Genomic DNA, 25,900 nt, shown 5'->3' with positions numbered 1-25,900 from the left:
GAATGGAGGTGCACAATATGTCTCGTATAGGTAAAAAACCTATTGAAATCCCTGCAGGTGTAACAGTTACTGTTAACGGAAGTGAAGTAACTGTTAAAGGACCTAAAGGTGAATTATCTAGATCATTTAGTCCTGATCTTACAATCGTTGTTGAAGAGAACGTGGTAACTGTTACACGCCCATCTGACGAGAAGACTCACCGTTCTTTACACGGTACTACTCGCGCACTTATCTCTAACATGGTTGAAGGTGTATCAAAAGGATTTGTAAAATCACTTGAACTTATTGGGGTTGGGTACCGTGCGCAAAAGCAAGGTACTAAGCTTATCCTTAACGTAGGATATTCTCACCCTGTAGAAATAGAACCAGAAGCTGGTGTTGAAGTCGAAGTTCCTTCTAATACAAAAGTAATTATTAAAGGTGCTAGCAAAGAACGTGTAGGAGCTCTTGCAGCTAATATCCGTGATGTTCGCCCACCTGAACCATATAAAGGTAAAGGTATTCGTTACGAAGGCGAATTCGTTCGTCGTAAAGAAGGTAAAACTGGTAAGTAATGCCGCATAAGTAAACGAAAGGAGTGACGTAAATGATTACGAAGCTTGATAAAAATGCTACTCGTCAGAAAAGACATGCACGTGTGCGTGCAAAGCTTTCTGGAACAGAAGCTCGTCCTCGTTTAAATGTGTTTCGTTCAAACAAACACATTTACGCACAATTAATTGACGATGCAAAAGGCGTAACATTAGCAAGTGCTTCAACTCTTGATAAAGAGATCGGTATCGAAGCTAGTAGCAATGCTGAAGCAGCTCAAAAAGTTGGCGAACTTATTGCGAAACGTGCTGTTGAAAAAGGTTTCAAAGCTGTGGTATTTGACCGCGGTGGTTACCTCTTCCATGGTCGTGTTAAAGCATTGGCTGACGCTGCTCGTGAAAACGGCTTAGAATTTTAATGGATAAGGAGGGACATAAACAGATGCGTAGCATTGATCCTAATAAATTAGAACTTGAAGAACGCGTAGTTACAGTAAATCGTGTAGCTAAAGTTGTTAAAGGCGGACGTCGTTTCCGTTTCACTGCACTAGTAGTTGTAGGTGATAAAAACGGTCATGTTGGATTTGGTACTGGTAAAGCTCAAGAAGTTCCGGATGCAATCCGTAAAGCTATTGAGGACGCTAAGAAAAATCTAATTACTGTACCAATGGTTGGAACTACAATTCCTCACCTTGTGAACGGACGCTATGGCGCAGGTCACATTCTATTGAAACCAGCTTCTGAAGGTACAGGAGTAATTGCTGGTGGTCCTGTTCGTGCGGTACTTGAATTAGGCGGAGTTAGCGATATCTTGTCTAAATCATTAGGTACTAACACACCTATTAATATGGTTCGCGCAACAATCGAAGGATTGAAGCAATTGAAACGTGCTGAAGACGTAGCTAAGTTACGTGGAAAATCAGTACAAGAACTGTTAGGATAAGGAGGGAAATCAAATTATGGCTAATAAATTAGAAATTACCCTCACTCGCAGCTTGATTGGTCGTCCTGAAGATCAACGTGTTACAGTTAACACTTTGGGTTTACGTAAAATGCATCAAACGGTTGTTCATGATGATAACCCTGCGATTCGCGGTATGATTACCAAAGTTGCTCATCTTGTTACTGTAAAAGAACAATAAAATAATTTTTAACTTAACAAGGAGGTGCCAACATGAAACTTCATGAGTTAAAAGCTGCAGAAGGTTCTCGTAAAGAACGTAAACGTAAAGGTCGCGGTATTGGATCTGGTAACGGTAAAACAGCAGGTAAAGGTCACAAAGGACAAAACGCTCGTTCCGGCGGCGGTGTACGCCTTGGATTTGAAGGGGGACAAACTCCTCTATTCAGACGTTTACCTAAACGTGGATTTACCAACATTAACCGTAAAGACTATGCTATCGTGAATCTTGATACGTTAAATCTTTTCGAAGACGGTACTGAAGTAACACCAGCTCTATTACTTGAGACTGGTATTGTAAGTAAAGAAAAAGCAGGAATCAAAATTCTTGCAAAAGGAAGCATTGAGAAAAAGCTTACTGTTAAAGCTCACAAATTCTCTTCTACTGCTAAAGAAGCTATCGAAGCTGCTGGCGGTAATACAGAGGTGATCTAATGTTTCGCACGATCTCCAATTTTATGCGCGTGGGTGAAATAAGGAATAAGATTATTTTTACCCTTCTAATGTTAATCGTCTATCGCATCGGTACATTTATTCCTGTGCCGCATGTGAATGCCGATTTTCTCGCTGCACAGGACCAGCTAAGCGTCATAGGTCTTTTAAATACCTTTGGCGGCGGAGCACTTCAAAACTTCTCTATTTTAGCGATGGGTATTATGCCGTATATCACGGCATCTATTATCGTTCAACTATTACAGATGGATGTTGTACCAAAGTTCACTGAATGGTCTAAACAAGGAGAAGCAGGGCGCCGTAAATTAGCTCAATTCACGAGGTACTTCACTATTATACTCGGATTTATCCAAGCTTTTGGTATGTCTTATGGGTTCAATAATATGTCAGGTGGCCAGTTGATTGAAAATCCTGGAATTGCAACATACTTGCTTATTGCGACTGTCTTAACGGCAGGAACAGCTTTTCTTCTGTGGTTAGGAGAGCTGATCACTGCTAAAGGTGTAGGTAATGGGATTTCTATCATAATCTTTGCTGGTATCGTGGCTAGTTTGCCAAATACGGCAAACCAGATCTACGCACAGCAGTTCGAAAATGCTGGAGATCAATTATTTTTACGAATAATAACTATTGTCCTTATTGTTTTAGCAGTATTAGCAATCGTGGTTGCTGTTATTTTTATTCAGCAGGCATTGCGTAAAATTCCTATTCAGTATGCTAAACGTGCTGCGGTAGGTCGTACACAAATGGGTGGCCAGTCTACACATTTACCATTGAAAGTAAATGCTGCGGGGGTTATTCCGGTAATCTTTGCAATGGCATTTCTTATCACCCCAACTACAATCGCTTCTTTTTTTGGAAAGAACAGTGTCACTAGTTGGATTACAGAACATCTTGTTTATACCAATCCAATTGGTATGATCATATATGTTGCTCTTATCATTGCTTTTGCGTATTTTTATGCATTCATTCAGGTTAATCCTGAACAAATGGCTGAGAATTTGAAAAAGCAAGGTGGCTATGTGCCGGGGATTCGTCCAGGTAAGAGTACACAAGAATATTTAACACGTGTTTTATACCGTCTAACGTTTGTTGGTTCTATATTCTTAGCAGTCATCGCCGTTTTACCGGTATTTTTCATAAAGCTTGCTGACCTTCCTCAATCTGCACAGATTGGTGGAACTAGTTTACTAATCGTTGTAGGGGTAGCCCTTGATACGATGAAACAGCTAGAGTCACAACTTGTGAAAAGACACTATAAAGGCTTTATAAAGTAATGAGTTTTGGGAACAACATGTTCCCTTTACCCATTATAGAGTTTGAGGGGGAAGAAAATTGAATCTAGTGTTAATGGGTCTGCCGGGTGCTGGTAAGGGCACTCAAGCCGAACAAATCGTAGAAAAATATAATATCCCTCATATTTCTACTGGAGATATGTTCCGAACAGCTATCAAAGATGGAACAGAATTAGGTCTAAAGGCAAAATCATTCATGGACAAAGGCGAATTGGTACCTGATGAAGTTACCATCGGCATTGTACGTGAGCGTTTAAGCAAGGAGGACTGCCTAAAAGGATTTTTGCTTGATGGATTCCCACGTACTGTGGCACAAGCAGAAGCACTTGAAAGCATCCTTACTGATTTAGATCGTAAAATAAATTTTGTCATTAATATCGATGTGGATAAAAGCATCTTAATGGAAAGATTGACAGGACGTCGTATTTGCAAATCATGTGGTGCGACATACCATCTTGTATTCAATCCTCCTACTAAAGATGATGTATGCGACCGCTGTGGCGGAGAATTATATCAACGTGCTGACGATAATGAAGAAACGGTTCAAAATCGCTTAGATGTGAATTTGAAACAAACTAAGCCACTTCTTGATTTCTACGGAGAAAAAGGATACTTGGTAAACATTAACGGACAGCAAGATATTAATAAGGTATTTGAAAACATTGATGTGTTACTTGGTGCTTTGCAAAATTAATCATCGTATTGATTTATGAAATTCATACCATTTTTACAACTTACTAGTTAAACTTGGTGCATTCCTTTAATACAAAGGGTATAATGGATTTCGCTAGAGCATTCTCACATTTATTAATCAGGTTCTTGTACTTGGTATTCCCTGAATTGGGCGATTACTTTATAAGTAATCTTCATGGACATATCCGGTCGGCAAAATTGATGAAGAAATGCAGTGACTCTATTAGGATTCCTAAAGAGTCATGATATAGAGGGTTGAAAGAAGCTATGTCAGGCGTGCGCCTTTCAAACATCTCCCATGCTATTCAAACCTATGTCGAGACTAATTGCTTCTCTATTTTGAGAGTATGTCGGTCACGGAATCGGTCAAGACTTACATGAGGACCCATAAATTCCTCATTTCGGTCCAACTGATAAAGGTCCTCAGTTAAAGCCTGGTTCTACAAAATGGTGAATACTTGATGCAGAATTGTATGACTTTTGAGGATAATTGGACTGGAGTAATGTTGACGGAAAGATGTGTACCTTTAATAGGTTCACGCATAGAGAAGGGAGAATCACTTTAATGGCGAAAGATGATGTAATTGAAGTAGAAGGCACAGTACAAGAGACTTTGCCAAATGCAATGTTTAAGGTAGAATTAGAAAATGGTCATACTGTTTTAGCTCATGTATCCGGTAAAATTCGTATGCACTTTATTCGCATTTTGCCTGGAGATAAAGTTACGGTTGAGCTTTCCCCGTATGATCTAACTCGCGGCAGAATCACATACCGGTTTAAATAATCCGGTTACGCTCCGATCTGTATAAGGAGGTTAGATAGCAATGAAAGTCAGACCATCAGTCAAACCAATCTGCGAAAAGTGTAAAGTTATCCGCAGAAAAGGTAAAGTTATGGTTATTTGCGAAAACCCTAAACATAAACAAAAACAAGGCTAAATAGAAGGAGGTGCACTCAAGCATGGCACGTATTGCTGGAGTAGATATTCCCCGTGACAAACGTATTGTTATCTCATTAACATATATATATGGTATTGGAAAACAAACAGCGATTAAAGTTCTTGCAGAAGCTGGTGTTTCTGAAGAAACTCGCGTTCGTGACTTAACGGAAGACGAATTGAACAAAATTCGTGATATCATTGACAAGTTAAAAGTAGAAGGCGACCTTCGTCGTGAAATTTCCCTTAACATTAAACGTCTAATGGAAATCGGTTCTTACCGTGGTTTACGTCACCGTCGTGGACTTCCTGTTCGTGGACAAAATACAAAAAACAATGCTCGTACGCGTAAAGGACCTCGTCGTACTGTAGCTAACAAGAAAAAATAATTAGTAAAGGAGGTTACTTTTCATGGCACGTAAAACTAATACACGTAAACGTCGTGTGAAAAAGAATATAGAAACTGGTATTGCACATATTCGTTCAACATTCAATAACACAATCGTTACGATCACTGACTCTCATGGTAATGCTATTTCTTGGTCAAGTGCTGGAGCTTTAGGATTCCGTGGATCTCGTAAATCTACGCCATTCGCTGCACAAATGGCTGCTGAAACAGCTGCTAAAACATCAATTGAACATGGTATGAAAACTCTTGAAGTTACAGTTAAAGGACCTGGTGCTGGACGTGAGGCTGCTATTCGTGCACTTCAAGCTGCTGGCCTAGAAGTAACTGCAATTAAAGATGTAACTCCAGTTCCACATAACGGATGCCGTCCACCAAAACGTCGCCGTGTTTAATTTTTCTGTATAGATTTTGTATTCCTGTCAATAATGGGATATAATACTAAGTTTGCGTTCTTACAGAAGATTAATTTTCAGTTGTTGCGCACAGCGGGAACGTATACATGGGGAATTTCGGTTTAAGTGACATGTTTACTTACCGGGGTTTTGACGTTTTGAAGGAGGGTTTATTGATGATCGAAATAGAAAAACCAAAAATCGAAACGGTTGAAATCAACGACGATACCAAATTCGGTAAATTCGTCGTAGAGCCACTAGAGCGTGGGTATGGTACTACATTGGGTAACTCCTTACGTCGTATCCTTTTATCCTCACTCCCAGGTGCTGCTGTCACAGCTATACAAATTGATGGAGTGCTACATGAGTTCTCAACAATTGAAGGCGTCGTAGAAGATGTTACATCTATCATTCTTAATGTGAAAAAACTAGCTCTAAAGATTTACTCTGATGAAGAGAAGACGCTAGAAATTGACGTTCAAGGTGACGGAGTCATTACGGCTGCTGATATCACTCATGATAGTGATGTAGAAATTCTTAATCCGGATTTATATATTGCTACAATCGGTAAAAACGGTCATATGCGTATGCGTTTATCTGCACGTCGCGGCCGCGGCTACACTCCTGCTGTTCAAAACAAGAGAGAAGATCAGCCAATTGGTGTAATTCCAATCGATGCTCTTTACACTCCAGTTTCACGAGTATCTTTCCAAGTTGAAAATACACGTGTTGGACAGTTGTCTAACTTTGACAAGTTAACGTTCGATGTTTGGACTGATGGCAGTACGGGTCCGCAAGAAGCGGTAGCACTTGGAGCTAAGATTTTAACAGAGCATTTAAATATCTTTGTTGGGTTAACTGACGAAGCTCAAAATGCTGAAATCATGGTTGAAAAAGAAGAGGATCAAAAAGAAAAAGTTCTTGAGATGACGATCGAAGAATTAGACCTTTCTGTTCGTTCTTATAACTGCTTGAAACGTGCTGGAATCAATACCGTTCAAGAGCTTGCTCACAAAACGGAAGAAGATATGATGAAAGTTCGTAATCTAGGCCGTAAATCACTTGAAGAAGTGAAAGCGAAACTAGAAGAATTAGGCTTAGGTCTTCGTAAAGACGACTGATAACATGGCGGAATCATCCATTATGTTGTGAGCCTTGTAATAGACACACAATATAGAACTTCAACAAAGGAGGGAATCTCTAATGGGTTACAGAAAGTTAGGACGCACTAGCGCACAACGTAAAGCATTACTTCGTGATTTAGCTACGGATCTTATTATCCATGAGCGCATTGAAACTACTGAAGCACGTGCAAAAGAATTACGTTCTGTAGTAGATAAAATGATCACTCTTGGTAAACGTGGTGACTTGCATGCACGCCGTCAAGCTGCAGCATTCATCCGTAACGAAATCGCTGACGCTGAGAATGGTACAGATGCCCTTCATAAGCTATTCAGTGACGTTGCTCCACGTTATGAAGAACGTCAAGGCGGATACACTCGTATCATGAAAGTTGGTCCACGCCGCGGTGACGGTGCACCAGTCGTGGTTATTGAATTAGTTTAATAACAACGATGAAAAAGGGCGGGACAAATGAATATACTCACTTGTTCTTTGCCCTTTTTCTTTTTTTATAGAAATTCTGTTTTTTTAGAAATTCGCATTGAGTGTTACGATGGCTGGCGGAACCTGTTCTACAGGGAGCCTTCACGTCTAGCTCAAGCATCCCTTCCCGCTTTTTATAAGCGATTATAAGATAACCTGTTTTTCGTAACAGGCCCGCTGTAAGCTGCTCTTAATTTACCGAAAATTCTTTCGGTGGAAGGGGTGCAGCGTTTTTTTATATTTTCAGAAGAATAAATACTGATATTTCATTGTTTATTTATGTTAATTCAGCAGAGTTAAGATAAGATGAGTGCAGTCGAGGATGAGGAGGGCCACATGGGGAAGAAGCTGGTTTCTTTAGAGAATATTATTTTTAGATATGAGGGTCAGTCTCGAAACGCCTTAGATGATGTTTCTTTTGATATTTATCAAGGGGAGTGGCTTGCGATCGTTGGCCATAATGGTTCCGGCAAGTCGACATTAGCGAAGTTATTGAATGGTCTTCAGTTCGCCCACTCAGGTACGATTATGATTAATGATCAAATAATGACGGAAGAAACCGTTTGGGATGTACGCCAGAAAATTGGCATGGTTTTTCAAAATCCAGATAATCAATTTGTAGGCACTACAGTTCAGGATGATGTGGCTTTTGGTTTAGAAAACGCCGGTGTTTCTCAGCAGGTTATGGTGGAGCGTGTTCATGGTGCGCTGAATAAGGTTAAAATGAATGCCTTTCTTAATCAAGAGCCGCACCATCTATCCGGCGGTCAAAAGCAACGAGTGGCCATAGCAGGTGTCATTGCCTTACAGCCAGATATCATCATCTTAGATGAAGCAACCTCTATGCTTGACCCAAGAGGCCGTGAAGAAGTGCTTGAAACTGTGAGAGAATTAAAACAGGAAAATGAGATTACAGTTATATCGATTACCCATGATCTTGAGGAAGCTGCGAAAGCTGATCGTATGATAGTCATGAATCAAGGTCAGTTATATCGCGAAGGGCCTCCTCAAGATATTTTTGAATTAGAGGAAGAATTAATAGCTCTTGGTCTAGATATTCCCTTTTCGGTAAAACTAACTAAAGAGTTGCAAAAAAATGGTGTTCGTGTTGTGAATGGGCATTTGACAGAGGAAGAGTTGGTGAAGGATTTATGCGAATTACACTCGATGATGTAGAATACCGCTATCAGGTCAATACTCCCTTTGAACATCTAGCCCTTCATGATGTTAATATTTCAATGGAATCGGGAACCTATACTGCAATAATAGGCCATACAGGCTCCGGTAAATCAACGTTACTGCAGCATTTAAATGCTCTTTTAAAACCGACTAAGGGCCGAGTCTTCATTGGAGATCGGACGATAGAAGCCGGAAAAAAAGAAAAGTTATTACGGCCGATTAGACAAAAGGTCGGTATTGTTTTTCAGTTTCCGGAACACCAGCTATTTGATGAAACCGTTGAAAAGGATATATGTTTCGGGCCAATGAATTTTGGGGTTTCTGAAGTAGAAGCTAAGAAATTAGCAAGGAAAGCCATTGTACAAGTTGGACTAAGTGAGGATATCCTGGTAAAATCTCCATTCGACTTATCCGGTGGTCAAATGCGACGGGTAGCGATTGCAGGTGTACTGGCTATGGAACCGGAAGTATTGGTACTAGATGAGCCTACAGCCGGACTTGATCCAAGAGGACGGAAAGAGATTATGGATATGTTTTATGATTTGCATAAAGTTCGCGGCATTTCAACGATTCTGGTGACTCATAGCATGGAGGATGCAGCTAAGTATGCGGATGACATCATTATCATGCACCAGGGTACGGTGTTCAAAAAAGGGACTCCTCAGGAGATTTTTTCCCAGCCTGAGCAGTTGCTAGAGCTTGGTCTGGATGTACCTGATACGGTCCGTTTTCAGCTCAAGCTTCAGAAGGAACTAGGTGTTCGTTTTGATCACCCTTGTCTTAATATCGGGGATTTAGCGATAGAAATCGATAAAGCGATGAAACGGGGGAACCGCTAATGCTGGATAAAATGATTATCGGGCGTTATGTCCCTTCTGACTCTGTGATGCATAAAATGGACCCGAGGGCTAAGCTACTGTTGGTATTCCTGTTTGTCTGTGTCGTTTTTTTGGCGAATAATGTCGTTTCATACTCTTTGCTTGCTGTATTTACGGTTATGTTAATTAGTCTTTCTAAGATTCCGCTTCGCTATCTTTATAATGGATTAAAACCTATCTTTTTCTTAATCGTCTTTACATTCTTACTGCATATCTTGTTTACGAAAGAAGGAGAAGTCCTTTTTAAATATGGCTGGTTTGAAATTTACGAAGGTGGCTTGATGCAAGGGTTATTTATATCCTTAAGGTTTACCTTACTAATTCTGGTTACGTCTCTATTAACGTTGACGACAACACCGATATCCATTACTGATGGAATGGAAGAGTTGTTGGGGCCCTTAAAAAAATGGAAGATGCCGGTTCATGAACTAGCATTGATGATGTCCATTGCCCTTCGCTTCATTCCAACGCTAATGGAAGAAACCGAAAAAATCATGAAGGCACAAACAGCAAGGGGAGTTGATTTTTCATCAGGTCCAATAAAGGATAGGGTTAAATCGATAGTACCGCTGCTTGTCCCATTATTTGTGAGCTCGTTCAAACGGGCAGAAGAATTGGCAACAGCCATGGAATCCAGAGGATACCGTGGTGGGGAAGGCCGTACAAAATACCGTCAATTAAGTTGGAAGACTAGTGACAGCCTGTTGATGGTCTCTCTAGGTGCTCTTGCGGTCATGTTATTTTTATTACGTTCATAATAAGGAAGAGTACTATATGCCAAAATATAAATGTGTGATTGCTTATGATGGCACAGATTTCGCTGGTTATCAGGTGCAACCTGAGAAACGAACGATACAAAGTGAATTTGAGGAAGTCCTAGCCAAAATGCATAAGGGTGAAATTGTAAAAGTGACAGCTTCAGGCCGGACAGATTCAGGGGTTCATGCAAAGGGTCAGGTCATTCATTTTGAATCACCCCTTACATTTCCTACTGAAAATTGGGTAAAGGCGTTCAGCGCCCTTCTTCCAAGCGATATCGTCGTTTTGGAAGTCGATATTGTGTCTGCAGATTTTCATGCAAGGTTCCATACGACTGGCAAGGAGTACCGATATATTATTGCCCGTTCAAAACTGCAGGATCCGTTTCAACGCAATTACGCCTATCATTATCCTTATTCATTAGATGAGAAGGCAATGAGGGAAGCAATTTCCTATTTAATAGGGACCCATGACTTTACAAGTTTTTGTTCGGCAAAAACAGAAGTGGTCGATAAAGTCCGAACTATTCAAGAAATGGATTTTAATGAGACTGATGGATTTATGGTTTTTCGCTTTGTTGGAGAAGGCTTTCTGTATAATATGGTGCGTATCTTAGTTGGGACGCTTCTAGAAGTCGGGAGCGGCAAAATAGCACCTCGAGATATAATTGGGATATTGGACAAGAAAGACCGTAGTTTTGCTGGGAAAACAGCACCAGGTCATGGACTGTATTTATGGAAAGTATTTTACAAATAAAAATATTTTAAGTGTGATATCAGTTTTTTTACAAGTGACAAAATGGTTAAGATCAATAGTAAAGCGGGTTGAGGCGATACTGATCTTTTCGCTGAGTTGTAGAAAGTGTTTTATAGACAACTTATCCTAGTGTAACATTCCCTTGACAATGAAACTGGGAGAAGTTAATATAATATGGTATGTATTTTAATCCCACGATAAGCCCCGGAAGTTTATTGTGATTGAAAATAAATATAAAAAATTAAAAAGTTTTTTAGGAGGTTAACCATGCGTACGACATTTATGGCGAAAGCTAATGAAGTAGAACGTAAATGGTATGTGATTGACGCTGAAGGCAAAACTTTGGGTCGCCTTTCTACTGAAGTAGCATCCATCTTACGTGGTAAACATAAACCAACTTTTACACCAAACATTGACACTGGTGATCATGTAATTTTGATCAATGTTGAAAAAATCCATTTGACTGGTAAAAAATTGACTGACAAAATTTATTACCGTCACACTATGCATCCAGGCGGTCTTAAAACTAGAACTGCTCTTGAAATGCGTACAAACTACCCTGAGAGAATGCTTGAACTTGCTATCAAAGGTATGCTTCCAAAGAATTCTCTTGGTCGTCAAATCTATAAAAAATTACACGTATACGCTGGAGCTGAGCACCCACACGCTGCTCAACAACCAGAAGTATACGAATTACGCGGATAATTACTAAGGAGGTTACTATCTTGGCACAAGTTCAATATTATGGTACTGGTCGCCGTAAGAGCTCAGTAGCTCGTGTACGTTTAGTACCAGGCGAAGGTCGCATCGTTATTAACGGTCGTGACATTAATGAATATATTCCTTTCGCAGCATTACGTGAAGTTGTTAACCAACCACTAGTTGCAACAGAAACTACTGGAAATTACGACGTTCTTGTAAACGTTAGCGGTGGTGGATACACTGGTCAAGCTGGAGCAATCCGTCACGGTATCGCTCGTGCATTGCTTCAAGTTGATCCAGAATTCCGTCCAGCTCTTAAATCTGCTGGTTTACTAACTCGTGACCCACGTATGAAAGAACGTAAAAAATACGGTCTTAAAGGCGCACGTCGTGCACCTCAGTTCTCAAAACGTTAATTCTATTACCGTTTCAAAGGCTCTCAACCATTTTGGTTGGGGGTCTTTTTTTTGTATAAAATTTTTTGCCCACACGTATTTCATCACTATCATAGCTCAATGTACCTTTAGGGCTCTCCTGTCTGCTCTATTAAGTAGTCTGTAAGGTGTATATAGGCGTTCATTGTAATTTGAATATCCAGATGACCTAACCGCTCTTGAGCCTCTTTTATACCTACACCAGCTTCAAATAAAAGGGAAGCATGTATAGTAATGGGCTAAAGTTCCTCATGCTTCTCAAAAATTACAGATACTTATGATATAAGTTAGCCAAGTATTGAAATTTTGACTTTAAAAAGATATCTCCCCCACTACTCTAAATTTCGGTGCATTGATCTACTCGGCTCTTTTTGTCTTTCTATTTGAACAAGGTCTTATACTAAAAAAAAATTACACTTTCATAAAATATGGATAAATTTTAGATTATATGGAAAAAGCTTATCACTTTCTCTGTGGTGATTGACTATTGATTTGCTGAAACATATCGTTAATGTGAAGAAAAGTAGAAGAAGGCGATTGTACATGAAAACTGCTATAGGCATGATATTGGAGGAACGAATATAGCGATTGACTTTGTACAAGAGGATGGAGACGTCCTAACAGCACATGAATTTCCGACCTAAGTAAAATACCAGGTTATACGCTACCAACTTGAGTGTATCGTGTGTAAAAGAATTCAATGCAACAATTCCTAACCATTACAGGAATCGGTATAGGTGCTCCGGGTCAGCTAGATTTGAAACAAGTGAAGGTACTAAATCCACACAATTTAAATCGTGGCATGGTTATCCTATAGTGCAAAATATTGATAGCGCTTTCCTAATACCGATCTAGCAGTTCAAGTATTAAATCCTTAGCTGTTCGTATTAGGTGGTGGTGCCATCATCGAACAGCCAGCATTTTATTAATGGCTAGTAGTAAATAACCAATCACCTTTTACACCAAGATAGCTAATTACTGAAGTTATAAAAAGCGTCTTGGTACATTGACGGGAGTAAAGGATGCTGCGGTTGCTATCCTGTCGAAGGATTGAGATATAGGAGGGAAACAAAATGGAATTTAAGACTACTGCGCATATTATTTCCCACTCCCACTGGGATCGGGAATGGTATATGCCTTTTGAAAAGCATCGGTACTATTTAGTGAAGTTGATGGATACACTTATCGATTTGTTTGAAAAGGGGGAAGATTTTCAGAGCTTTCACTTGGATGGACAAATGATTATTTTAGAAGATTATTTCCAAATTCGTCCTGATAAAAAAGAATTGATTAAGAAGCTAGTACAAGAAAAAAAGCTTCATATCGGTCCTTGGTATGTGTTACAGGACGCATTTTTAACAAGCTCGGAAGCGAATGTCAGAAATATGTTGTATGGGTTACAAGCTGCAAAGGAATACGGTGTTGTGTCAAAGGTAGGGTACTTCCCAGATACATTTGGCATTTACGGGCAAGCACCTCAATTGCTTCAGCAAGCTAATATTAAAACTGCTGCGTTTGGGAGAGGTGTGAAACCAACCGGATTTAATAATATGGTGAGCGATGCGAAAACATTTGAATCGCCATATTCAGAACTTAAGTGGAAGTCGCCAGATGGCTCGGCGGTGCTTGGTGTTTTGTTTGCGAATTGGTATTCAAACGGCAATGAAGTACCAGTTGATAGAGAGAGTGCGAAAAAGTATTGGGAAACAAAACTAGCTGATGCTAAGAAATATTCTTCAACACCAAATCTTCTTTTCATGAATGGTTGTGATCATCAGCCAATTCAAGTGGATATAGGAGAAGCAATCAAGGTGGCTGAAGAACTTTTTCCAGATATCACGTTTGTACACTCTAATTTTGATGATTATATGGAAGTACTTCAGGAATCATTACCAGAACAACTCCAGACTATTACCGGTGAACTGCGAAATCAACGTACAGATGGGTGGTCAACTCTTGTAAATACAGCATCTGCCCGCATCTATTTAAAGCAGATGAATCAAAAGTGTCAAACACTTTTAGAAAAAGTGGCTGAACCACTATCCGTTTTTTCATATTTTCTTGGTCATGAATATCCACGTGATTATTTACGATATGCATGGAAAACTTTGATGGAAAACCATCCACATGACAGTATTTGCGGTTGTAGTGTAGATGAAGTACATCGAGAAATGGTAACTCGTTTTGAGAAGGTTCAGCAGACTACATCAACTATTATCGAGGAGAAGGCCAATGAAGTTGTATCTCATATTTCAACGAAACAAAGTGTTGTTGATGAGGATATGATTCCAGTTGTTGTTTTTAACACATCAGGAAATTCACGAGATGTGGTTATCGAAAAGGAAGTTGAGCTAGAAAAAGTCTATTTTTCAGATATGCCTTTTTCAGAGATTCCAGATTTCCTTGGTTCGAAGGATTTACCTGATATTAATTTGGTTGATAAAAGTGGTAAGGTACATGTTTGTAAAACAAAGGACCTTGGTACCCGTTTTGGATATGAGTTACCAGGAGATGGTTTCCGACGTCCCTATTATGCAAGAATTATCAAATTAACATTCCTAGCTCAATCTCTTCCGGGCTATGGATATAAAACATTTTATATCAAACCGGCCAAGGAAACGAAGTTGAATGAACAGCCATCGATTAATCAATGTGCTCGTGAATTGGAGAATGAATTTGTTCATTTGTTTGTTCATGAAAATGGTTCGTATACATTGACTGACAAACAGACTGGGAAAGTATTCGAAAATCTAGGAATTTATGAAAATAGCGGGGACATTGGTAACGAATATATGTTTAAGAAGCCAAATGGTGAAGTTCCACTTACAACGAAAGATTTGAAAGCGGAGATAAGAGTAGTTGAAGACCATTCATTACGTTCCGTTATAGAACTTGTTCATGAGTGGGAGATTCCAAAAGAGGCTGGTGAACAGTTTCAACGAGAAAAGGAACTATTAGTTTGGCATAAGGACCGGCTATCAGGTCGATCTTCTGAAAATGTAACAATTCGTTTAACTACTCATATTCAGTTAGATCAAAAAGCGAAGGGGCCTTCTGTTAAGGTTACAATTGAAAACCAAGCAAAGGATCATCGTCTACGTGTTCTTTTTCCAACTAATCTAAGTACGAATGAACACTATGCAGACAGTATTTTTGAAGTGGCAAAACGTCCTAATATACCTGAAAGAGAGTGGGACAATCCTAGTTTCGATCATCACCAACAGGTTTTTGTAAGTGTAACAGATGGAAAGCATGGGATGACAATTGCGAATAAAGGATTACATGAGTATGAAATCCTTGAGGAACAACAAACAATAGCCGTTACGATTCTCCGTTCAACTTCTGAGTTAGGGGATTGGGGTCTATTTTCAACACCAGAGGCTCAATGTATTGGAACGTACCAAGCAGAATGGATGGTTATCCCTCACAAAGGTACAGTGGTTGAGTCAGAAGTATTCAAAGAGGCGTATGACTTCCAAGTGCCTGTGATTGCTGTACAAACAGATGTACATGAAGGGTTACTTCCAACCGAAAAGACATTTTTTACTTGGGAAGGTAAATCATTAGCAATCTCTTCTATCAAGCTAGCGGAGGAAAGAGATGATGTAATTGCTCGATGGTTTAACACATCTGAAAAAGAAACAATGGTAATTGCTCAACCAATGCAAGGTACAAATAGTTATAAGAGTACTATCGTTGAGAATGTGAAAGAGCCGTTTGAAAATACGCAAATTCAAGAAAAAGTAAAACCGTTTGAAATTATTAGCCTTGGTTGGCAAGTGAAGGAGTGAAGGTAATGAACACTGAGAAAACAATCCCACAATCACTATCTTATTTAATAGAAAAGGTGAAGAAGAATTTCCCTGAAGATAAAAAGCTTCATGAGATGTTTGAACAATGTTTTGTTAATACGTATGAAACAACACTAAAGCCACAAGAAGATGGAACAACATTTGTCATTACAGGTGATATACCAGCTATGTGGTTAAGAGATTCAGCTGCCCAAGTACGTCCATATTTACTTGCTGCTGAAAAGGACGAAGAAATGGCGAAATTAATTGAAGGTGTTGTTCGTCGTCAAATGAACTATATCGTTCATGACCCATATGCAAATGCATTCAATGAAACCGCTAATGGAAAAGGCCATCAAGATGATAAAACTGATATGTCCCCAATGACATGGGAACGTAAATATGAAATTGACTCACTTTGCTATCCAATTCAGCTTTCTTACCTATTGTGGAAATCAACTGGAAGAACGGCCTACTTTGATGACACATTTGTAAAAGCATTGAACAAGATTCTGCATGTCTGGAAAGTGGAACAAAATCATGAGGATGAATCACCATATAGCTTTGAAAGAATGGATGTAAGACAATCAGATACTCTGAACAGGGATGGGAAAGGATCTAAAACTGTGAGAACGGGAATGACTTGGAGTGGATTTAGACCAAGTGATGATGCTTGTTTATATGGTTATTTAGTACCTGCAAATATGTTTGCGGTAGTAGTGCTAGGTTATGCATCAGAGATCTGTAGAGAAGTTTTAAAGGATGAAAGCCTTGCAAAGCAATGTGAGCAACTAGCTTCTGAGATAAAAGCAGGAATAGAAGAATATGCAGTGTTAGAACATCCGATTTATGGAGATTTATATGTCTATGAAACGGATGGAATGGGAAGATATCATCTTATGGATGATGCGAACATCCCTAGTTTACTAGCAGCTCCTTATCTGGGCTGGTGCCAATTTGATGATAAAACCTATCAGAATACTCGCCGCTTTTTATTAAGTAGAGATAATCCTTACTTTTATGAAGGAAAAGTGGCCAATGGAATTGGGAGTCTTCATACACCCGATCATTATATATGGCATATTGCATTAGCAATTGAGGGGATGACATCTACAGATGCTTCTGATAAGAAGAGAATTTTGGAAGAGATGAAGCAATCGGATGGCGGAACTGGATTTATGCATGAGGGCTTTAATGCAGACCAACCAGAAGAATTTACGAGAGAGTGGTTCTCATGGGCGAATTCGATGTTTAGTGAATTTGTATTAAGTTTATGTGGTTTTGCAGTTAAAGGTAGTCCGCTTTATAAAAAGCTACAAGAAAACAATATCTAAGTTAAGACACAGTACCGCATCTTGGTTGTTACAGAGGATGGATAAAATAATCTTACTAACAGGGGTGGGAATTTGTTGAAAATAAGATATGGTCTTGTCACTGCGTTCTTAGGTTTGCTTTTAGTTTGTGTACTTCCGATTACGGGTTTTGCAAAACAGCCGGAATCATCTTATTGGTATCCTGAAACATTATTAAAGTGGAGTCCAGAAAATGATTCTGATGCTGTATATAACAAAAGTACTGTTCCATTAGCTGATAGAGAAGTTGTTTTCAATGTGAATGAAACATCTCAGTCAGAAGCTAAATTGGTTGCATTATCGGCATTAAATCCCAACACAAGCGGGGTTCCATCTCAAGGCGGAAATAAATTTTTTGCAAATACATTTAGCTACTGGCAGTACGTTGATTTAATGGTGTATTGGGCGGGTTCTGCTGGAGAAGGAATTATTACTCCTCCAAGCGCTGATGTGATTGATGCTTCTCATAAAAATGGCGTTCCAATCTTAGGTACTATTTTCTTTCCTCCAATAACGTACGGAGGACAAGCGAAATGGGTAGACCAAATGCTTACACAGCGTGAGGATGGGTCATTTCCTGCTGCTGACAAACTTTTAGAGGTTGCTAAATATTACGGATTTGACGGCTGGTTTATCAACCAAGAAACAGCAGGTGGAAATAATGAAACTGCACAAAAAACGAAAAAGTTTTTAAAATATCTACAAGACAATAAGCAAGAAGACATGCACATTATGTGGTATGACTCAATGGTAGAAAACGGATCAATTAACTGGCAAAATCACTTAACAGATCGTAATAAAATGTTCTTACAAGATGGTAATGACAGAATTTCCGACAGTATGTTTTTAAATTTCTGGTGGACGAATCAACAATCCTCTCATGATAAGGCATTGGAAATTGGTAGAAGTCCATATGACCTATATACTGGCATTGATGTAGAAGCAAATGGAACTAAGACAAACATTCCTTGGAATGGCATTTTCCCAGAAGGACAAAAACCTTTGACTTCCTTAGGGATTTACCGTCCAGACTGGGCTTTTAAAACATCTGAAACAATGGAAGCGTTCTATCAGAAAGAACAAGAATTCTGGACTGGAAAAGCTGGGGATCCTCGCAAGACTGGTGAAAATGGAAACTGGAAAGGGATGGCTCACTACTTTACTGCAAAAACGGTAATTCAAGAGCTTCCATTTGTAACACATTTTAATACAGGTAGTGGGGAATTCTTTGCAGTAGGTGGTTCTACACAAAGTATAAAAGAATGGAATAACCGTAGTTTACAAGATATTTTACCAACATGGCGCTGGTTAAAGGATAGCAAAGGGGAGCCTCTAAATGTTGATTTCGATTGGGATACAGCATTTTACGGTGGTAGCTCTTTGAAGGTTTCTGGTACCCTAACGAAAAAAAATGCGACACATGTGAAGCTTTATAAAACGAATCTACCAGTTGAAAAGGATACTGAGATCTCTGTAACTTACAAAACTGATGTGAAAAAGCCTAACATGAAACTTGGTGTAAGCTTTGTGGACCACCCTGATGATTTTGTGTTTTTTGATGTGAAGAAAAAGAGTCGAGATCAATGGATGGAAGAAACATTTAAATTAAACAAATATAAGGGGAAAAAAATTGCAACTATTTCTCTATTCTTCGAGAGTGATGAAGCAATAAAAGATTATCAAATCAACATCGGAGAAATTAAAGTTACAAATAAACATAACGATAAAGAGGTCCCAGCGATACCAACGAAAGCCAAGGTGAAAAATCCAACTTTCTCGAAGGGACTATATGCTGATTTAGATTTATCATGGGAGTCAGTGGAAGGTGATATTCAGCATTATGAAATTTATCGCGAACTTCCTAAAGGTAAAAAAGAATTTATCGGAGCAGTTCCAAACGATGCATACTACATTTCAAATTTACGAAGAAGTGGTAAGGAAACAGCAACTACCCTAGAAATAGTAGCTGTAACTACTGATTTTGTTCGAGGTAAAGCTGCGAAGGTAATGTTTAAATGGCCTGCATACCCGCAACCAAAGGCAGACTTTAGCGTAAGTCAAACAGTCGCAGCACCAGGTGAAGAAATCCAGTTTTTTAACAATTCATCTGAAGCGACAGAAGAAGTTGAATGGCAGATTGAAGGTGGTACACCTTTAGTAAGTACTGAGAATAATCCAGTTGTAAGGTATGAAGAAGAAGGAGTGTACTCAGTTACCCTAATTGCTAAAAATAGCGAAGGTGAGGATGTCCTTACAAAAGAAGGCTTTATTACAATTTCAAAGGATGCAAAAAACATTACTAACGTTGCACTGAACAAAACTGCAACTGCTAGTGGACAATGCGCCCCTTCTGAAGGACCAAAGTACGCGATTGATGGAATCGTGACGAATAATAGTAAATGGTGTGCAATTGGTGCAAATCATTGGTTAGAAGTCGATTTCGGTGAGGCGTTTCATCTATCAAAGTTTGTTGTCAAACATGCTGAAGCAGGTGGAGAGCCAGCAGCCTTTAATACGAGGGCATTCACGATCGAGGTAAGTCTTGACGGTGAAAATTGGACGAACGCAGTAACTGTCACAAATAATACAGATGCTATCTCAGAACATGCCATTACAACGACAGAAGCTCGATATATTCGCTTTTCTGTCCAACAACCAACACAAGGTGGAGATCAAGCAATTAGAATATTTGAAGTCGAAGCATATGGATATTAAGTAATATGATAATCGGAAAGGGGTTTTTCCCCCTTTCCTTTTATCATATTGGTAGGGGATGAAAAACATGGGGAGAATGTTACAAGAAGTAAGTGAATGGATCGTTAGGTTAGTATGGACGAATATTCTTTGGTTTGTATTTATTGTGGCTGGATTAGGTGTTTTTGGGATTATGCCGGCGACTGTTGCTTTATTTGCTGTTACACGAAAGTGGAAGATGAAGGACCTAGATGTTCCCTTATTGAAAACATTTAAAGAAACCTTTAAAAAAGAGTTTGTCCGTTCAAATTGTATTGGGCTGATTTATGCAGTAATTGGCTTTTTTTTATATGTCGATTTAAGAATTGCTGAAAGCATGGAAGGAACGTTTTCCGTTATTCTTTATGTCTTTATTAGCTTTATCATTCTTTTATATTTGAATGCTATAGTTCACTTTTTCCCTCTATATGTACATTATCATTACTCACTAAAGGATTACATAAAACAATCATTTATTATTTCACTTATTAGTCCTTTTTCCACATTAATGATTTGTATTGGTTTGTTTTTTATTGGCTATTTAATCACGAATATGCCGGGACTTATACCATTTATTTCAGGTGTACTACCTGCATATTGGATTATGAATGTTTGTATAAAAAGGTTTAAAACTATAGAACAACAGCAATCACAAGTAAATGAACATATGAAGATTGAGGAAAGTATAAATTAATATAAAAATGGGGGATTTATATGTTTTTAGTAGAAAGAAAGCTAGAAGCAAGAATACAAGAATTGGCGCAGTACCGCTATCGTGATGGAATTGAGATTGGTCAGTTTAGTGCAATTGAGGATGAGGGTGTAGTAGGCACATATCCTCCTATAGAAAAGGGTGAATCGACTTTACAACTAAGAGACCAATGGAAGGGGCGAGACCGGTATCTTTGGCTACATGCAGATGTTCAACTTCCGACGGAATGGGCAAATAGAAAAGTAGTTGGTTTATTTGACTTTGGACGTACAGGCGGAGGAAATAATTCTGGATTTGAATCATTATTATTCTTAAATGGAAATCCATACCAAGGTGTTGATTCTAACCATCAGGAAGTATTTTTTCCACCAACCGAAATAGGAAACACTGTTCAATTAGATTTCAGACTTTGGTCTGGACTTGAAGGTGGTGGAGAGCCAAAGGAGCAAATTTATACACTCGATATGGCCCAATTGGCTTGGTTAGACGAGGCTGTAGATGATTTATATTATACATCCCTAGCAGCGTGGCAAACAATTAAAGAACTTGGTGATGACCGACCAGAAAAACATGCAATTATAAAAGCGTTGAATCAAGCTTTTATGAAAATAAATTGGAGTAAACCAGGTAATGAAGCATTTTTTAGTAGTTGTGAGATTGCTAGTGTGGAATTGAATAAAAGTCTTAACGAAATCGAAAAACATCATCCTGTGACCATTCATTGTGTTGGTCATACACATATTGATGTTGCATGGCTATGGCGTTTAAAACATACACGTGAAAAGGCTGCTCGATCTTTTTCTACTGTTTTAAGATTAATGGAACAATATCCTGAATATTATTTTCTCCAAACACAGCCACAGCTATATGAATATATTAAAGAAGACTACCCAGAAATCTATGAAAATATTAAAAAGCGTGTAAAAGAAGGTCGTTGGGAAACTGAGGGTGCAATGTGGTTAGAAGCAGATTGTAATATTCCAAGCGGGGAATCACTAGTGAGACAAATTTTGTACGGGAAGGAATTCTTTAAAAGGGAATTTGAGGTAGAATGCAAGTATCTATGGCTGCCAGATGTATTTGGGTATTGCTGGGCACTTCCACAAATTTTGAAAAAGTCAGGAATCGATACATTTATGACCACTAAAATAAGTTGGAATCAGTACAATCGTATGCCAAATGATACTTTTAAATGGCGTGGAATTGATGGGACAGAAATCCTAACTCATTTTGTAACCACTCCTGAACCTTGGAATTCGGAAGATTCATGGTTTTATACATATAATGGGCTGATTACCGCAAAGACTGTAAACGGTACATGGAATTCATACCGGAATAAAGATGTTAACCAAGATTTACTTCTTTCCTATGGGTATGGTGATGGAGGTGGAGGAGTCAATCGAGAGATGATAGAGCTTCGTCGCAGATTTGAGAATATGCCAGGACTGCCAAAAGTAAAAACGACAAAAGCTGGAGAGTACTTCCAAAAGTTACACGAAAATATTGAGAATTCAAATGAGTATGTCCACACTTGGGACGGTGAATTGTACCTTGAATACCACAGGGGGACCTATACAAGTCAAGCATATACAAAACGAATGAATCGTAAACTCGAGTTGAGTTATAGGGAGTCGGAATGGTTGTCTGTGTGGAACTCTCTAATGTCTTCATGGGCGAAATATCCTAAGCAACAGCTTGATGAAGGTTGGAAGATTATTTTGCGAAATCAATTCCATGATATTATTCCTGGTTCATCCATTAAGGAAGTATATGAAGATGCAAAAGTGGAATATAAACAAGCAGAAGATATACAACTCGAAATCGATCAGAATAATTTCAATGAGTTTATTGAACCTAAGCATGGAACGTATACAGTCTTCAATGCAACTAGTTGGCAAGATCAACAAAGTGTATTCATCCCATACGATCAAACGAATGATGTGGTTGGAGGATGGACATCAGGTTCAGGTGAAATTCTAAATAGCCAACGAACTGAAAATGGTTGGTTAGTTGAATTGGAGGAGACCAAACAATTTGGTGCAGTAGAAATTCAATTCAAACAAGATCCTATGGTAGAAAATAAAACACCATTTCTTATTAAGGGAATGTTGTTAGAAACACCTTTTTATCAAGTTGAATGGAATAACTCCCTTCAACTGACTCGTATATTTGATAAGGAAGCTAGGCGTGAAGTACTAGCACAACAGGAAAAAGGAAACATCATTCAAATTTTTGAAGATAAACCATTAGCACACGATGCGTGGGATATTGATTTGTATTACCAAGAAAAAATGGAGGAAATCCGTGATGTAGTATCAAGTGAAGTTGTTGAAAATGGCCCGCTTCGTATTGTCATCCGGACGAAATGGAAGTATCAAAGTTCTTTGGTTGAACAAGATATGATTTTCTATGCTAAAAATAGACGTATTGATTTTAAAACAAAAGTGGATTGGCATGAGCAACGTAAGTTAATGAAGGTAGCATTCCCAGTTGATATTCGTTCTACCGAAGCAACTTATGATATTCAATTTGGTAATGTTAAGAGACCGACACATTGGAATACGAGCTGGGATATGGCACGATTTGAAACAGTTGGACATCAGTGGGCAGACCTTTCTGAAACAGGGTACGGAGTGAGTTTGTTAAATGATTGCAAATACGGGTATGACATTAAAGACCAAACGATTCGCTTATCCTTGCTAAAAGCAGCAATCTACCCTGATCCAACTGCTGATCAAGGAGAACACGAGTTTACGTATTCACTGCTACCTCATCAGGGAGATTGGAGAGTTGGGCAAACAGTAAAGCAAGCTTGGTTTTTAAATAATCGATTGAAAGTAGTAAAAGGTGGATTTTCACCAGAAGAAAGCTCGTTTATGAATCTGAATAACGATCATGTTAAGGTCGATGCGATAAAGAAAAAAGAGGGTGATGACGCAGTAATTATTCGCCTTCATGAGTATGAAGGGCGACGCGGAAATGTCTTGATTGAATTCCCAAGAAACGTTAAAAAATGGTATGAAACAAACTTGATGGAACAAGTTGATAGCAAGAAACAAACCGAACAAATCGACTTAGAAATAAAACCGTATGAAATTAAAACAATATTAGTCTATTTTCATGATGAAATAAGATAATACATTATAAACTATTTATCCCACTGTCGGGCAGTGAATCAACTTCACTTTCCGACAGAAAATACAGTAAAATAGTAGTTGAGTTAGTAAATCTACAGGGAAGGATATAAGGGATGTTCTTGAGTTAGTAAGTCATCATGGGAGGATATAAAGGATGTTCTTGAGTAATATAATAAGGCGGCTAACGAATAAGGTGTTTAGCAAAATTTTAATCACTTATTCCGTTACAATCCTTCTTACAATGTTTCTATTACTACTTGTATTATCACGCTATTATACAGAAGTTATTATTCAGAAAGAAATGGACGCAAGTACAGAAACACTAGAAAGGGTTGAATCTTATCTCCAGCAAAAAGATGAGCATGTACAATATGTTATGCAAGAATTATATTTAAAAACAGATCTGATTTATAATGATATTGCATTTGCATTGCAGCATGATTATGATTCATATCTTGCGTATCGACTAGATAAGTACAGTGAAAACTCTTCATTTATTCCGAACAACCTTAATACATTTTTCCAAGCGTATTTTAGTCAAGACCCTGATATCAATGCAGTGCGTTTAAAAAGTGCAAGCCCCGGTACAGAGTATGAATATATAAATAGCCACTATAGATGGAATAAATATATGGATAAGAGAGAGCAAAAGAAAGGGAATCAGGAAGGTATAGCTGTTCATCCTCAGGACTTGCAACTTAAGCAAGTTGAGTGGGAGCAAGAAAGGAGTATCTTCAACAATATTCAAATATCTCGTTCCATTAATGATCCTGCGACCCTTAAGAAATTAGGGGATCTGACGGTTTTTTATGATACAGCGGGAATTCAGGATTTGATTCGTTTGAGGAAATCCCAATTTAAAGGAACAGTCCATATTTTTCAACGTAATGGGGATTATCTTTACTCGTCAGACGATGGTACCATTCCAGTACCATTGAAAGATATATCATTTGAAACGAGCTTTAAGAAAATAAAGTGGAAGGGAAAAAACTACTATATTAATACATTGGCTGATGACCACAGGGGCTACTTATATGTAGGTTTCATGCCTGAGGATGATATTAAGAAAATAACGATTGTTCATAGGTATATGTTATTATCTACAGTTTTACTTTCCTGTATAGCAATTGCTGTAACCTATTTTGCGATGAGATCTTATTCTAGAAGAATTAATAAAATAGAAACTGCCATTCACGAAGTTCGAGATGGAAACTTGCAAATTAGAATACCTGATAGTAGAGAAAAAGACGAGTTAACAGCCATATCAGAAAGTTTCAATGATATGTTAGATGATCTAAACATGTATATTAAAGATGTATATGTTTTAAATATCCGCCAAAGAGAGGCTGAAATGAAAGCGCTTCAGTCACAAATTCAGCCGCATTTTCTATATAATACATTGGAAGCTATTCGCATGAAAGCTATAGCTGACGGATCTAAACCAACTAGTAATATGATTTATAGTTTAGGGCAATTATTTCGTTATTCTTTAAGTAGTAAAGAAATCGTTCAAATTTCTGATGAAATCCAACACGTTAAGGAGTATATAGGTCTAAATCAGATTAGATATTCTAACCGCTTACACGTAACGTACGAGATTCCAGAAAATTGTTTAGACGAAAAAATTCTCAAATTTACCCTTCAACCCCTTATTGAAAATTATTTGATTCATGGCTTCCGAAAAGAAACAAATAATAATGAATTACTAATAAAAGTTCAAAGAATTCATCGGGAAATAGAAATAATAATAAAAGACAATGGGAGAGGTATTCCAATAGATAAACTATTGGCTATTCAAACTAAATTATTAGAAGGAACTACCACCTCTGAGGGCTCAATCGGACTGAGTAATGTTCATCAAAGAATACAATTAAAACACGGACAAAATTATGGAATTCAGATTAGTAGTAATGAAGGAGAAGAAACTATTGTAGAAGTTAGAATTCCAGCAGCTAGGAGGGAACAGATATAAC

Annotated in this window: 25 protein-coding genes and 2 pseudogenes; 26 read left to right on the top strand and 1 reads right to left on the bottom strand. The window is 38.4% G+C overall.

Annotation, left to right across the window (positions count from 1 at the left end):
* The first annotated feature begins 17 nt into the window (after positions 1–17).
* From rplF to rpsI, 20 genes and pseudogenes are all read left to right on the top strand, one after another.
* The gene (rplF, locus tag AKG34_RS26035; RefSeq protein WP_053349056.1) at positions 18–554 is read left to right on the top strand and encodes a 50S ribosomal protein L6; all 537 of its coding nucleotides are present in this window, start codon (positions 18–20) and stop codon (positions 552–554) included.
* 32 nt (positions 555–586) lie between these two features.
* On the top strand, positions 587–949 hold the full coding sequence (gene rplR, locus AKG34_RS26030; protein WP_053349055.1) for a 50S ribosomal protein L18: 363 nt from the start codon (positions 587–589) through the stop codon (positions 947–949).
* Between the two features lie 23 nt (positions 950–972).
* Positions 973–1,473 (top strand): 30S ribosomal protein S5, encoded by a 501-nt coding sequence (gene rpsE / locus AKG34_RS26025; RefSeq protein WP_034304987.1) that lies wholly within the window; start codon positions 973–975, stop codon positions 1,471–1,473.
* 16 nt (positions 1,474–1,489) lie between these two features.
* A complete protein-coding gene (rpmD, locus tag AKG34_RS26020; RefSeq protein ID WP_053349054.1) occupies positions 1,490–1,672 on the top strand; it encodes a 50S ribosomal protein L30 in 183 nt (60 codons plus the stop codon).
* 32 nt (positions 1,673–1,704) lie between these two features.
* Complete coding sequence (rplO, locus tag AKG34_RS26015; RefSeq protein ID WP_053349053.1) at positions 1,705–2,145, top strand: 50S ribosomal protein L15; 441 nt, start codon at positions 1,705–1,707, stop codon at positions 2,143–2,145.
* Positions 2,145–3,440 carry a preprotein translocase subunit SecY gene (gene secY, locus AKG34_RS26010; protein ID WP_053349052.1) on the top strand — a complete coding sequence of 432 codons (1,296 nt, stop codon included), beginning with the start codon at positions 2,145–2,147 and terminating at the stop codon, positions 3,438–3,440. Before rplO ends, secY begins: the two co-directional genes overlap by 1 nt.
* Positions 3,441–3,498: 58 nt before the next feature.
* Positions 3,499–4,152, top strand: coding sequence for an adenylate kinase (locus AKG34_RS26005; RefSeq protein WP_053349051.1), 654 nt, complete (start codon positions 3,499–3,501; stop codon positions 4,150–4,152).
* 169 nt (positions 4,153–4,321) lie between these two features.
* Positions 4,322–4,539: pseudogene (locus AKG34_RS29150) on the top strand (M24 family metallopeptidase); the annotation flags it as partial.
* A gap of 177 nt (positions 4,540–4,716) precedes the next feature.
* Entirely contained in the window at positions 4,717–4,935 is a 219-nt protein-coding gene (gene infA, locus AKG34_RS26000) for a translation initiation factor IF-1 (RefSeq protein WP_028390440.1), read from the top strand.
* Positions 4,936–4,975: 40 nt separating this feature from the next.
* Positions 4,976–5,089 (top strand): 50S ribosomal protein L36, encoded by a 114-nt coding sequence (rpmJ, locus tag AKG34_RS25995; RefSeq protein ID WP_003156543.1) that lies wholly within the window; start codon positions 4,976–4,978, stop codon positions 5,087–5,089.
* A gap of 22 nt (positions 5,090–5,111) precedes the next feature.
* Positions 5,112–5,477: a 30S ribosomal protein S13 gene (gene rpsM / locus AKG34_RS25990; RefSeq protein WP_053349050.1), complete on the top strand. Its 366-nt coding sequence runs from the start codon at positions 5,112–5,114 to the stop codon at positions 5,475–5,477.
* A gap of 22 nt (positions 5,478–5,499) precedes the next feature.
* Positions 5,500–5,889 carry a 30S ribosomal protein S11 gene (rpsK, locus tag AKG34_RS25985; protein ID WP_028390438.1) on the top strand — a complete coding sequence of 130 codons (390 nt, stop codon included), beginning with the start codon at positions 5,500–5,502 and terminating at the stop codon, positions 5,887–5,889.
* Positions 5,890–6,065: 176 nt separating this feature from the next.
* A complete protein-coding gene (locus tag AKG34_RS25980) occupies positions 6,066–7,010 on the top strand; it encodes a DNA-directed RNA polymerase subunit alpha (protein ID WP_053349049.1) in 945 nt (314 codons plus the stop codon).
* A gap of 82 nt (positions 7,011–7,092) precedes the next feature.
* Positions 7,093–7,455: a 50S ribosomal protein L17 gene (gene rplQ / locus AKG34_RS25975; protein WP_053349048.1), complete on the top strand. Its 363-nt coding sequence runs from the start codon at positions 7,093–7,095 to the stop codon at positions 7,453–7,455.
* Between the two features lie 375 nt (positions 7,456–7,830).
* A complete protein-coding gene (locus AKG34_RS25970; protein ID WP_053349047.1) occupies positions 7,831–8,670 on the top strand; it encodes an energy-coupling factor ABC transporter ATP-binding protein in 840 nt (279 codons plus the stop codon).
* A complete protein-coding gene (locus AKG34_RS25965) occupies positions 8,646–9,512 on the top strand; it encodes an energy-coupling factor ABC transporter ATP-binding protein (RefSeq protein WP_053349046.1) in 867 nt (288 codons plus the stop codon). Before AKG34_RS25970 ends, AKG34_RS25965 begins: the two co-directional genes overlap by 25 nt.
* Positions 9,512–10,309, top strand: coding sequence for an energy-coupling factor transporter transmembrane component T family protein (locus AKG34_RS25960; protein WP_053349045.1), 798 nt, complete (start codon positions 9,512–9,514; stop codon positions 10,307–10,309). Before AKG34_RS25965 ends, AKG34_RS25960 begins: the two co-directional genes overlap by 1 nt.
* A gap of 16 nt (positions 10,310–10,325) precedes the next feature.
* Positions 10,326–11,066, top strand: a complete 741-nt coding sequence (gene truA / locus AKG34_RS25955) for a tRNA pseudouridine(38-40) synthase TruA (RefSeq protein WP_053349044.1) — start codon at positions 10,326–10,328, stop codon at positions 11,064–11,066.
* Positions 11,067–11,333: 267 nt separating this feature from the next.
* Positions 11,334–11,771 carry a 50S ribosomal protein L13 gene (gene rplM, locus AKG34_RS25950; protein WP_034304960.1) on the top strand — a complete coding sequence of 146 codons (438 nt, stop codon included), beginning with the start codon at positions 11,334–11,336 and terminating at the stop codon, positions 11,769–11,771.
* Positions 11,772–11,791: 20 nt separating this feature from the next.
* Positions 11,792–12,184 (top strand): 30S ribosomal protein S9, encoded by a 393-nt coding sequence (gene rpsI, locus AKG34_RS25945; RefSeq protein WP_053349043.1) that lies wholly within the window; start codon positions 11,792–11,794, stop codon positions 12,182–12,184.
* 107 nt (positions 12,185–12,291) lie between these two features.
* Here the strand turns inward: rpsI and AKG34_RS29835 are convergent.
* A pseudogene (locus tag AKG34_RS29835) lies at positions 12,292–12,429 on the bottom strand (site-specific integrase); the annotation flags it as partial.
* An 846-nt stretch (positions 12,430–13,275) separates the two neighbouring features.
* Here AKG34_RS29835 and AKG34_RS25940 point away from each other — a divergent pair.
* The 6 genes from AKG34_RS25940 to AKG34_RS25915 all read left to right on the top strand — a co-directional run bounded on the left by AKG34_RS25940 (position 13,276) and on the right by AKG34_RS25915 (position 25,899).
* Complete coding sequence (locus AKG34_RS25940) at positions 13,276–15,993, top strand: alpha-mannosidase (RefSeq protein ID WP_053349042.1); 2,718 nt, start codon at positions 13,276–13,278, stop codon at positions 15,991–15,993.
* Between the two features lie 5 nt (positions 15,994–15,998).
* The gene (locus AKG34_RS25935; protein ID WP_053349041.1) at positions 15,999–17,327 is read left to right on the top strand and encodes a glycoside hydrolase family 125 protein; all 1,329 of its coding nucleotides are present in this window, start codon (positions 15,999–16,001) and stop codon (positions 17,325–17,327) included.
* A 75-nt stretch (positions 17,328–17,402) separates the two neighbouring features.
* On the top strand, positions 17,403–20,060 hold the full coding sequence (locus AKG34_RS25930) for an endo-beta-N-acetylglucosaminidase (protein WP_236695059.1): 2,658 nt from the start codon (positions 17,403–17,405) through the stop codon (positions 20,058–20,060).
* 67 nt (positions 20,061–20,127) lie between these two features.
* Positions 20,128–20,772: a YesL family protein gene (locus AKG34_RS25925; RefSeq protein WP_053349040.1), complete on the top strand. Its 645-nt coding sequence runs from the start codon at positions 20,128–20,130 to the stop codon at positions 20,770–20,772.
* A 20-nt stretch (positions 20,773–20,792) separates the two neighbouring features.
* Entirely contained in the window at positions 20,793–23,927 is a 3,135-nt protein-coding gene (locus AKG34_RS25920; RefSeq protein ID WP_053349039.1) for an alpha-mannosidase, read from the top strand.
* A gap of 154 nt (positions 23,928–24,081) precedes the next feature.
* Positions 24,082–25,899: a sensor histidine kinase gene (locus AKG34_RS25915; RefSeq protein ID WP_053349038.1), complete on the top strand. Its 1,818-nt coding sequence runs from the start codon at positions 24,082–24,084 to the stop codon at positions 25,897–25,899.
* The last annotated feature ends 1 nt before the right edge of the window (position 25,900 follow it).

This window comes from Peribacillus butanolivorans (assembly GCF_001273755.1).
In the GTDB taxonomy this organism is placed as follows: Bacteria; Bacillota; Bacilli; order Bacillales; family DSM-1321; genus Peribacillus; species Peribacillus butanolivorans.
Note: the sequence above shows the minus strand (reverse complement) of the source record. Positions and strands in the feature narration are given on the sequence as shown.

Excerpts from the sequence above, each read along its gene's own strand:
- rplM (WP_034304960.1), top strand. The coding sequence starts at position 11,334 with ATGCGTACGACATTTATGGCGAAAGCTAATGAAGTAGAACGTAAATGG.
- truA (WP_053349044.1), top strand. The coding sequence starts at position 10,326 with ATGCCAAAATATAAATGTGTGATTGCTTATGATGGCACAGATTTCGCT.
- rpsM (WP_053349050.1), top strand. The coding sequence starts at position 5,112 with ATGGCACGTATTGCTGGAGTAGATATTCCCCGTGACAAACGTATTGTT.
- rplF (WP_053349056.1), top strand. The coding sequence starts at position 18 with ATGTCTCGTATAGGTAAAAAACCTATTGAAATCCCTGCAGGTGTAACA.
- secY (WP_053349052.1), top strand. The coding sequence starts at position 2,145 with ATGTTTCGCACGATCTCCAATTTTATGCGCGTGGGTGAAATAAGGAAT.
- infA (WP_028390440.1), top strand. The coding sequence starts at position 4,717 with ATGGCGAAAGATGATGTAATTGAAGTAGAAGGCACAGTACAAGAGACT.
- AKG34_RS25925 (WP_053349040.1), top strand. The coding sequence starts at position 20,128 with ATGGGGAGAATGTTACAAGAAGTAAGTGAATGGATCGTTAGGTTAGTA.
- rpsK (WP_028390438.1), top strand. The coding sequence starts at position 5,500 with ATGGCACGTAAAACTAATACACGTAAACGTCGTGTGAAAAAGAATATA.
- rplR (WP_053349055.1), top strand. The coding sequence starts at position 587 with ATGATTACGAAGCTTGATAAAAATGCTACTCGTCAGAAAAGACATGCA.
- AKG34_RS25965 (WP_053349046.1), top strand. The coding sequence starts at position 8,646 with ATGCGAATTACACTCGATGATGTAGAATACCGCTATCAGGTCAATACT.
- rpsE (WP_034304987.1), top strand. The coding sequence starts at position 973 with ATGCGTAGCATTGATCCTAATAAATTAGAACTTGAAGAACGCGTAGTT.
- AKG34_RS25970 (WP_053349047.1), top strand. The coding sequence starts at position 7,831 with ATGGGGAAGAAGCTGGTTTCTTTAGAGAATATTATTTTTAGATATGAG.
- AKG34_RS25960 (WP_053349045.1), top strand. The coding sequence starts at position 9,512 with ATGCTGGATAAAATGATTATCGGGCGTTATGTCCCTTCTGACTCTGTG.
- rpmD (WP_053349054.1), top strand. The coding sequence starts at position 1,490 with ATGGCTAATAAATTAGAAATTACCCTCACTCGCAGCTTGATTGGTCGT.
- AKG34_RS25915 (WP_053349038.1), top strand. The coding sequence starts at position 24,082 with ATGTTCTTGAGTAATATAATAAGGCGGCTAACGAATAAGGTGTTTAGC.
- AKG34_RS25920 (WP_053349039.1), top strand. The coding sequence starts at position 20,793 with ATGTTTTTAGTAGAAAGAAAGCTAGAAGCAAGAATACAAGAATTGGCG.
- rpmJ (WP_003156543.1), top strand. The coding sequence starts at position 4,976 with ATGAAAGTCAGACCATCAGTCAAACCAATCTGCGAAAAGTGTAAAGTT.
- AKG34_RS25980 (WP_053349049.1), top strand. The coding sequence starts at position 6,066 with ATGATCGAAATAGAAAAACCAAAAATCGAAACGGTTGAAATCAACGAC.
- rplQ (WP_053349048.1), top strand. The coding sequence starts at position 7,093 with ATGGGTTACAGAAAGTTAGGACGCACTAGCGCACAACGTAAAGCATTA.
- rplO (WP_053349053.1), top strand. The coding sequence starts at position 1,705 with ATGAAACTTCATGAGTTAAAAGCTGCAGAAGGTTCTCGTAAAGAACGT.
- AKG34_RS25940 (WP_053349042.1), top strand. The coding sequence starts at position 13,276 with ATGGAATTTAAGACTACTGCGCATATTATTTCCCACTCCCACTGGGAT.
- AKG34_RS25935 (WP_053349041.1), top strand. The coding sequence starts at position 15,999 with ATGAACACTGAGAAAACAATCCCACAATCACTATCTTATTTAATAGAA.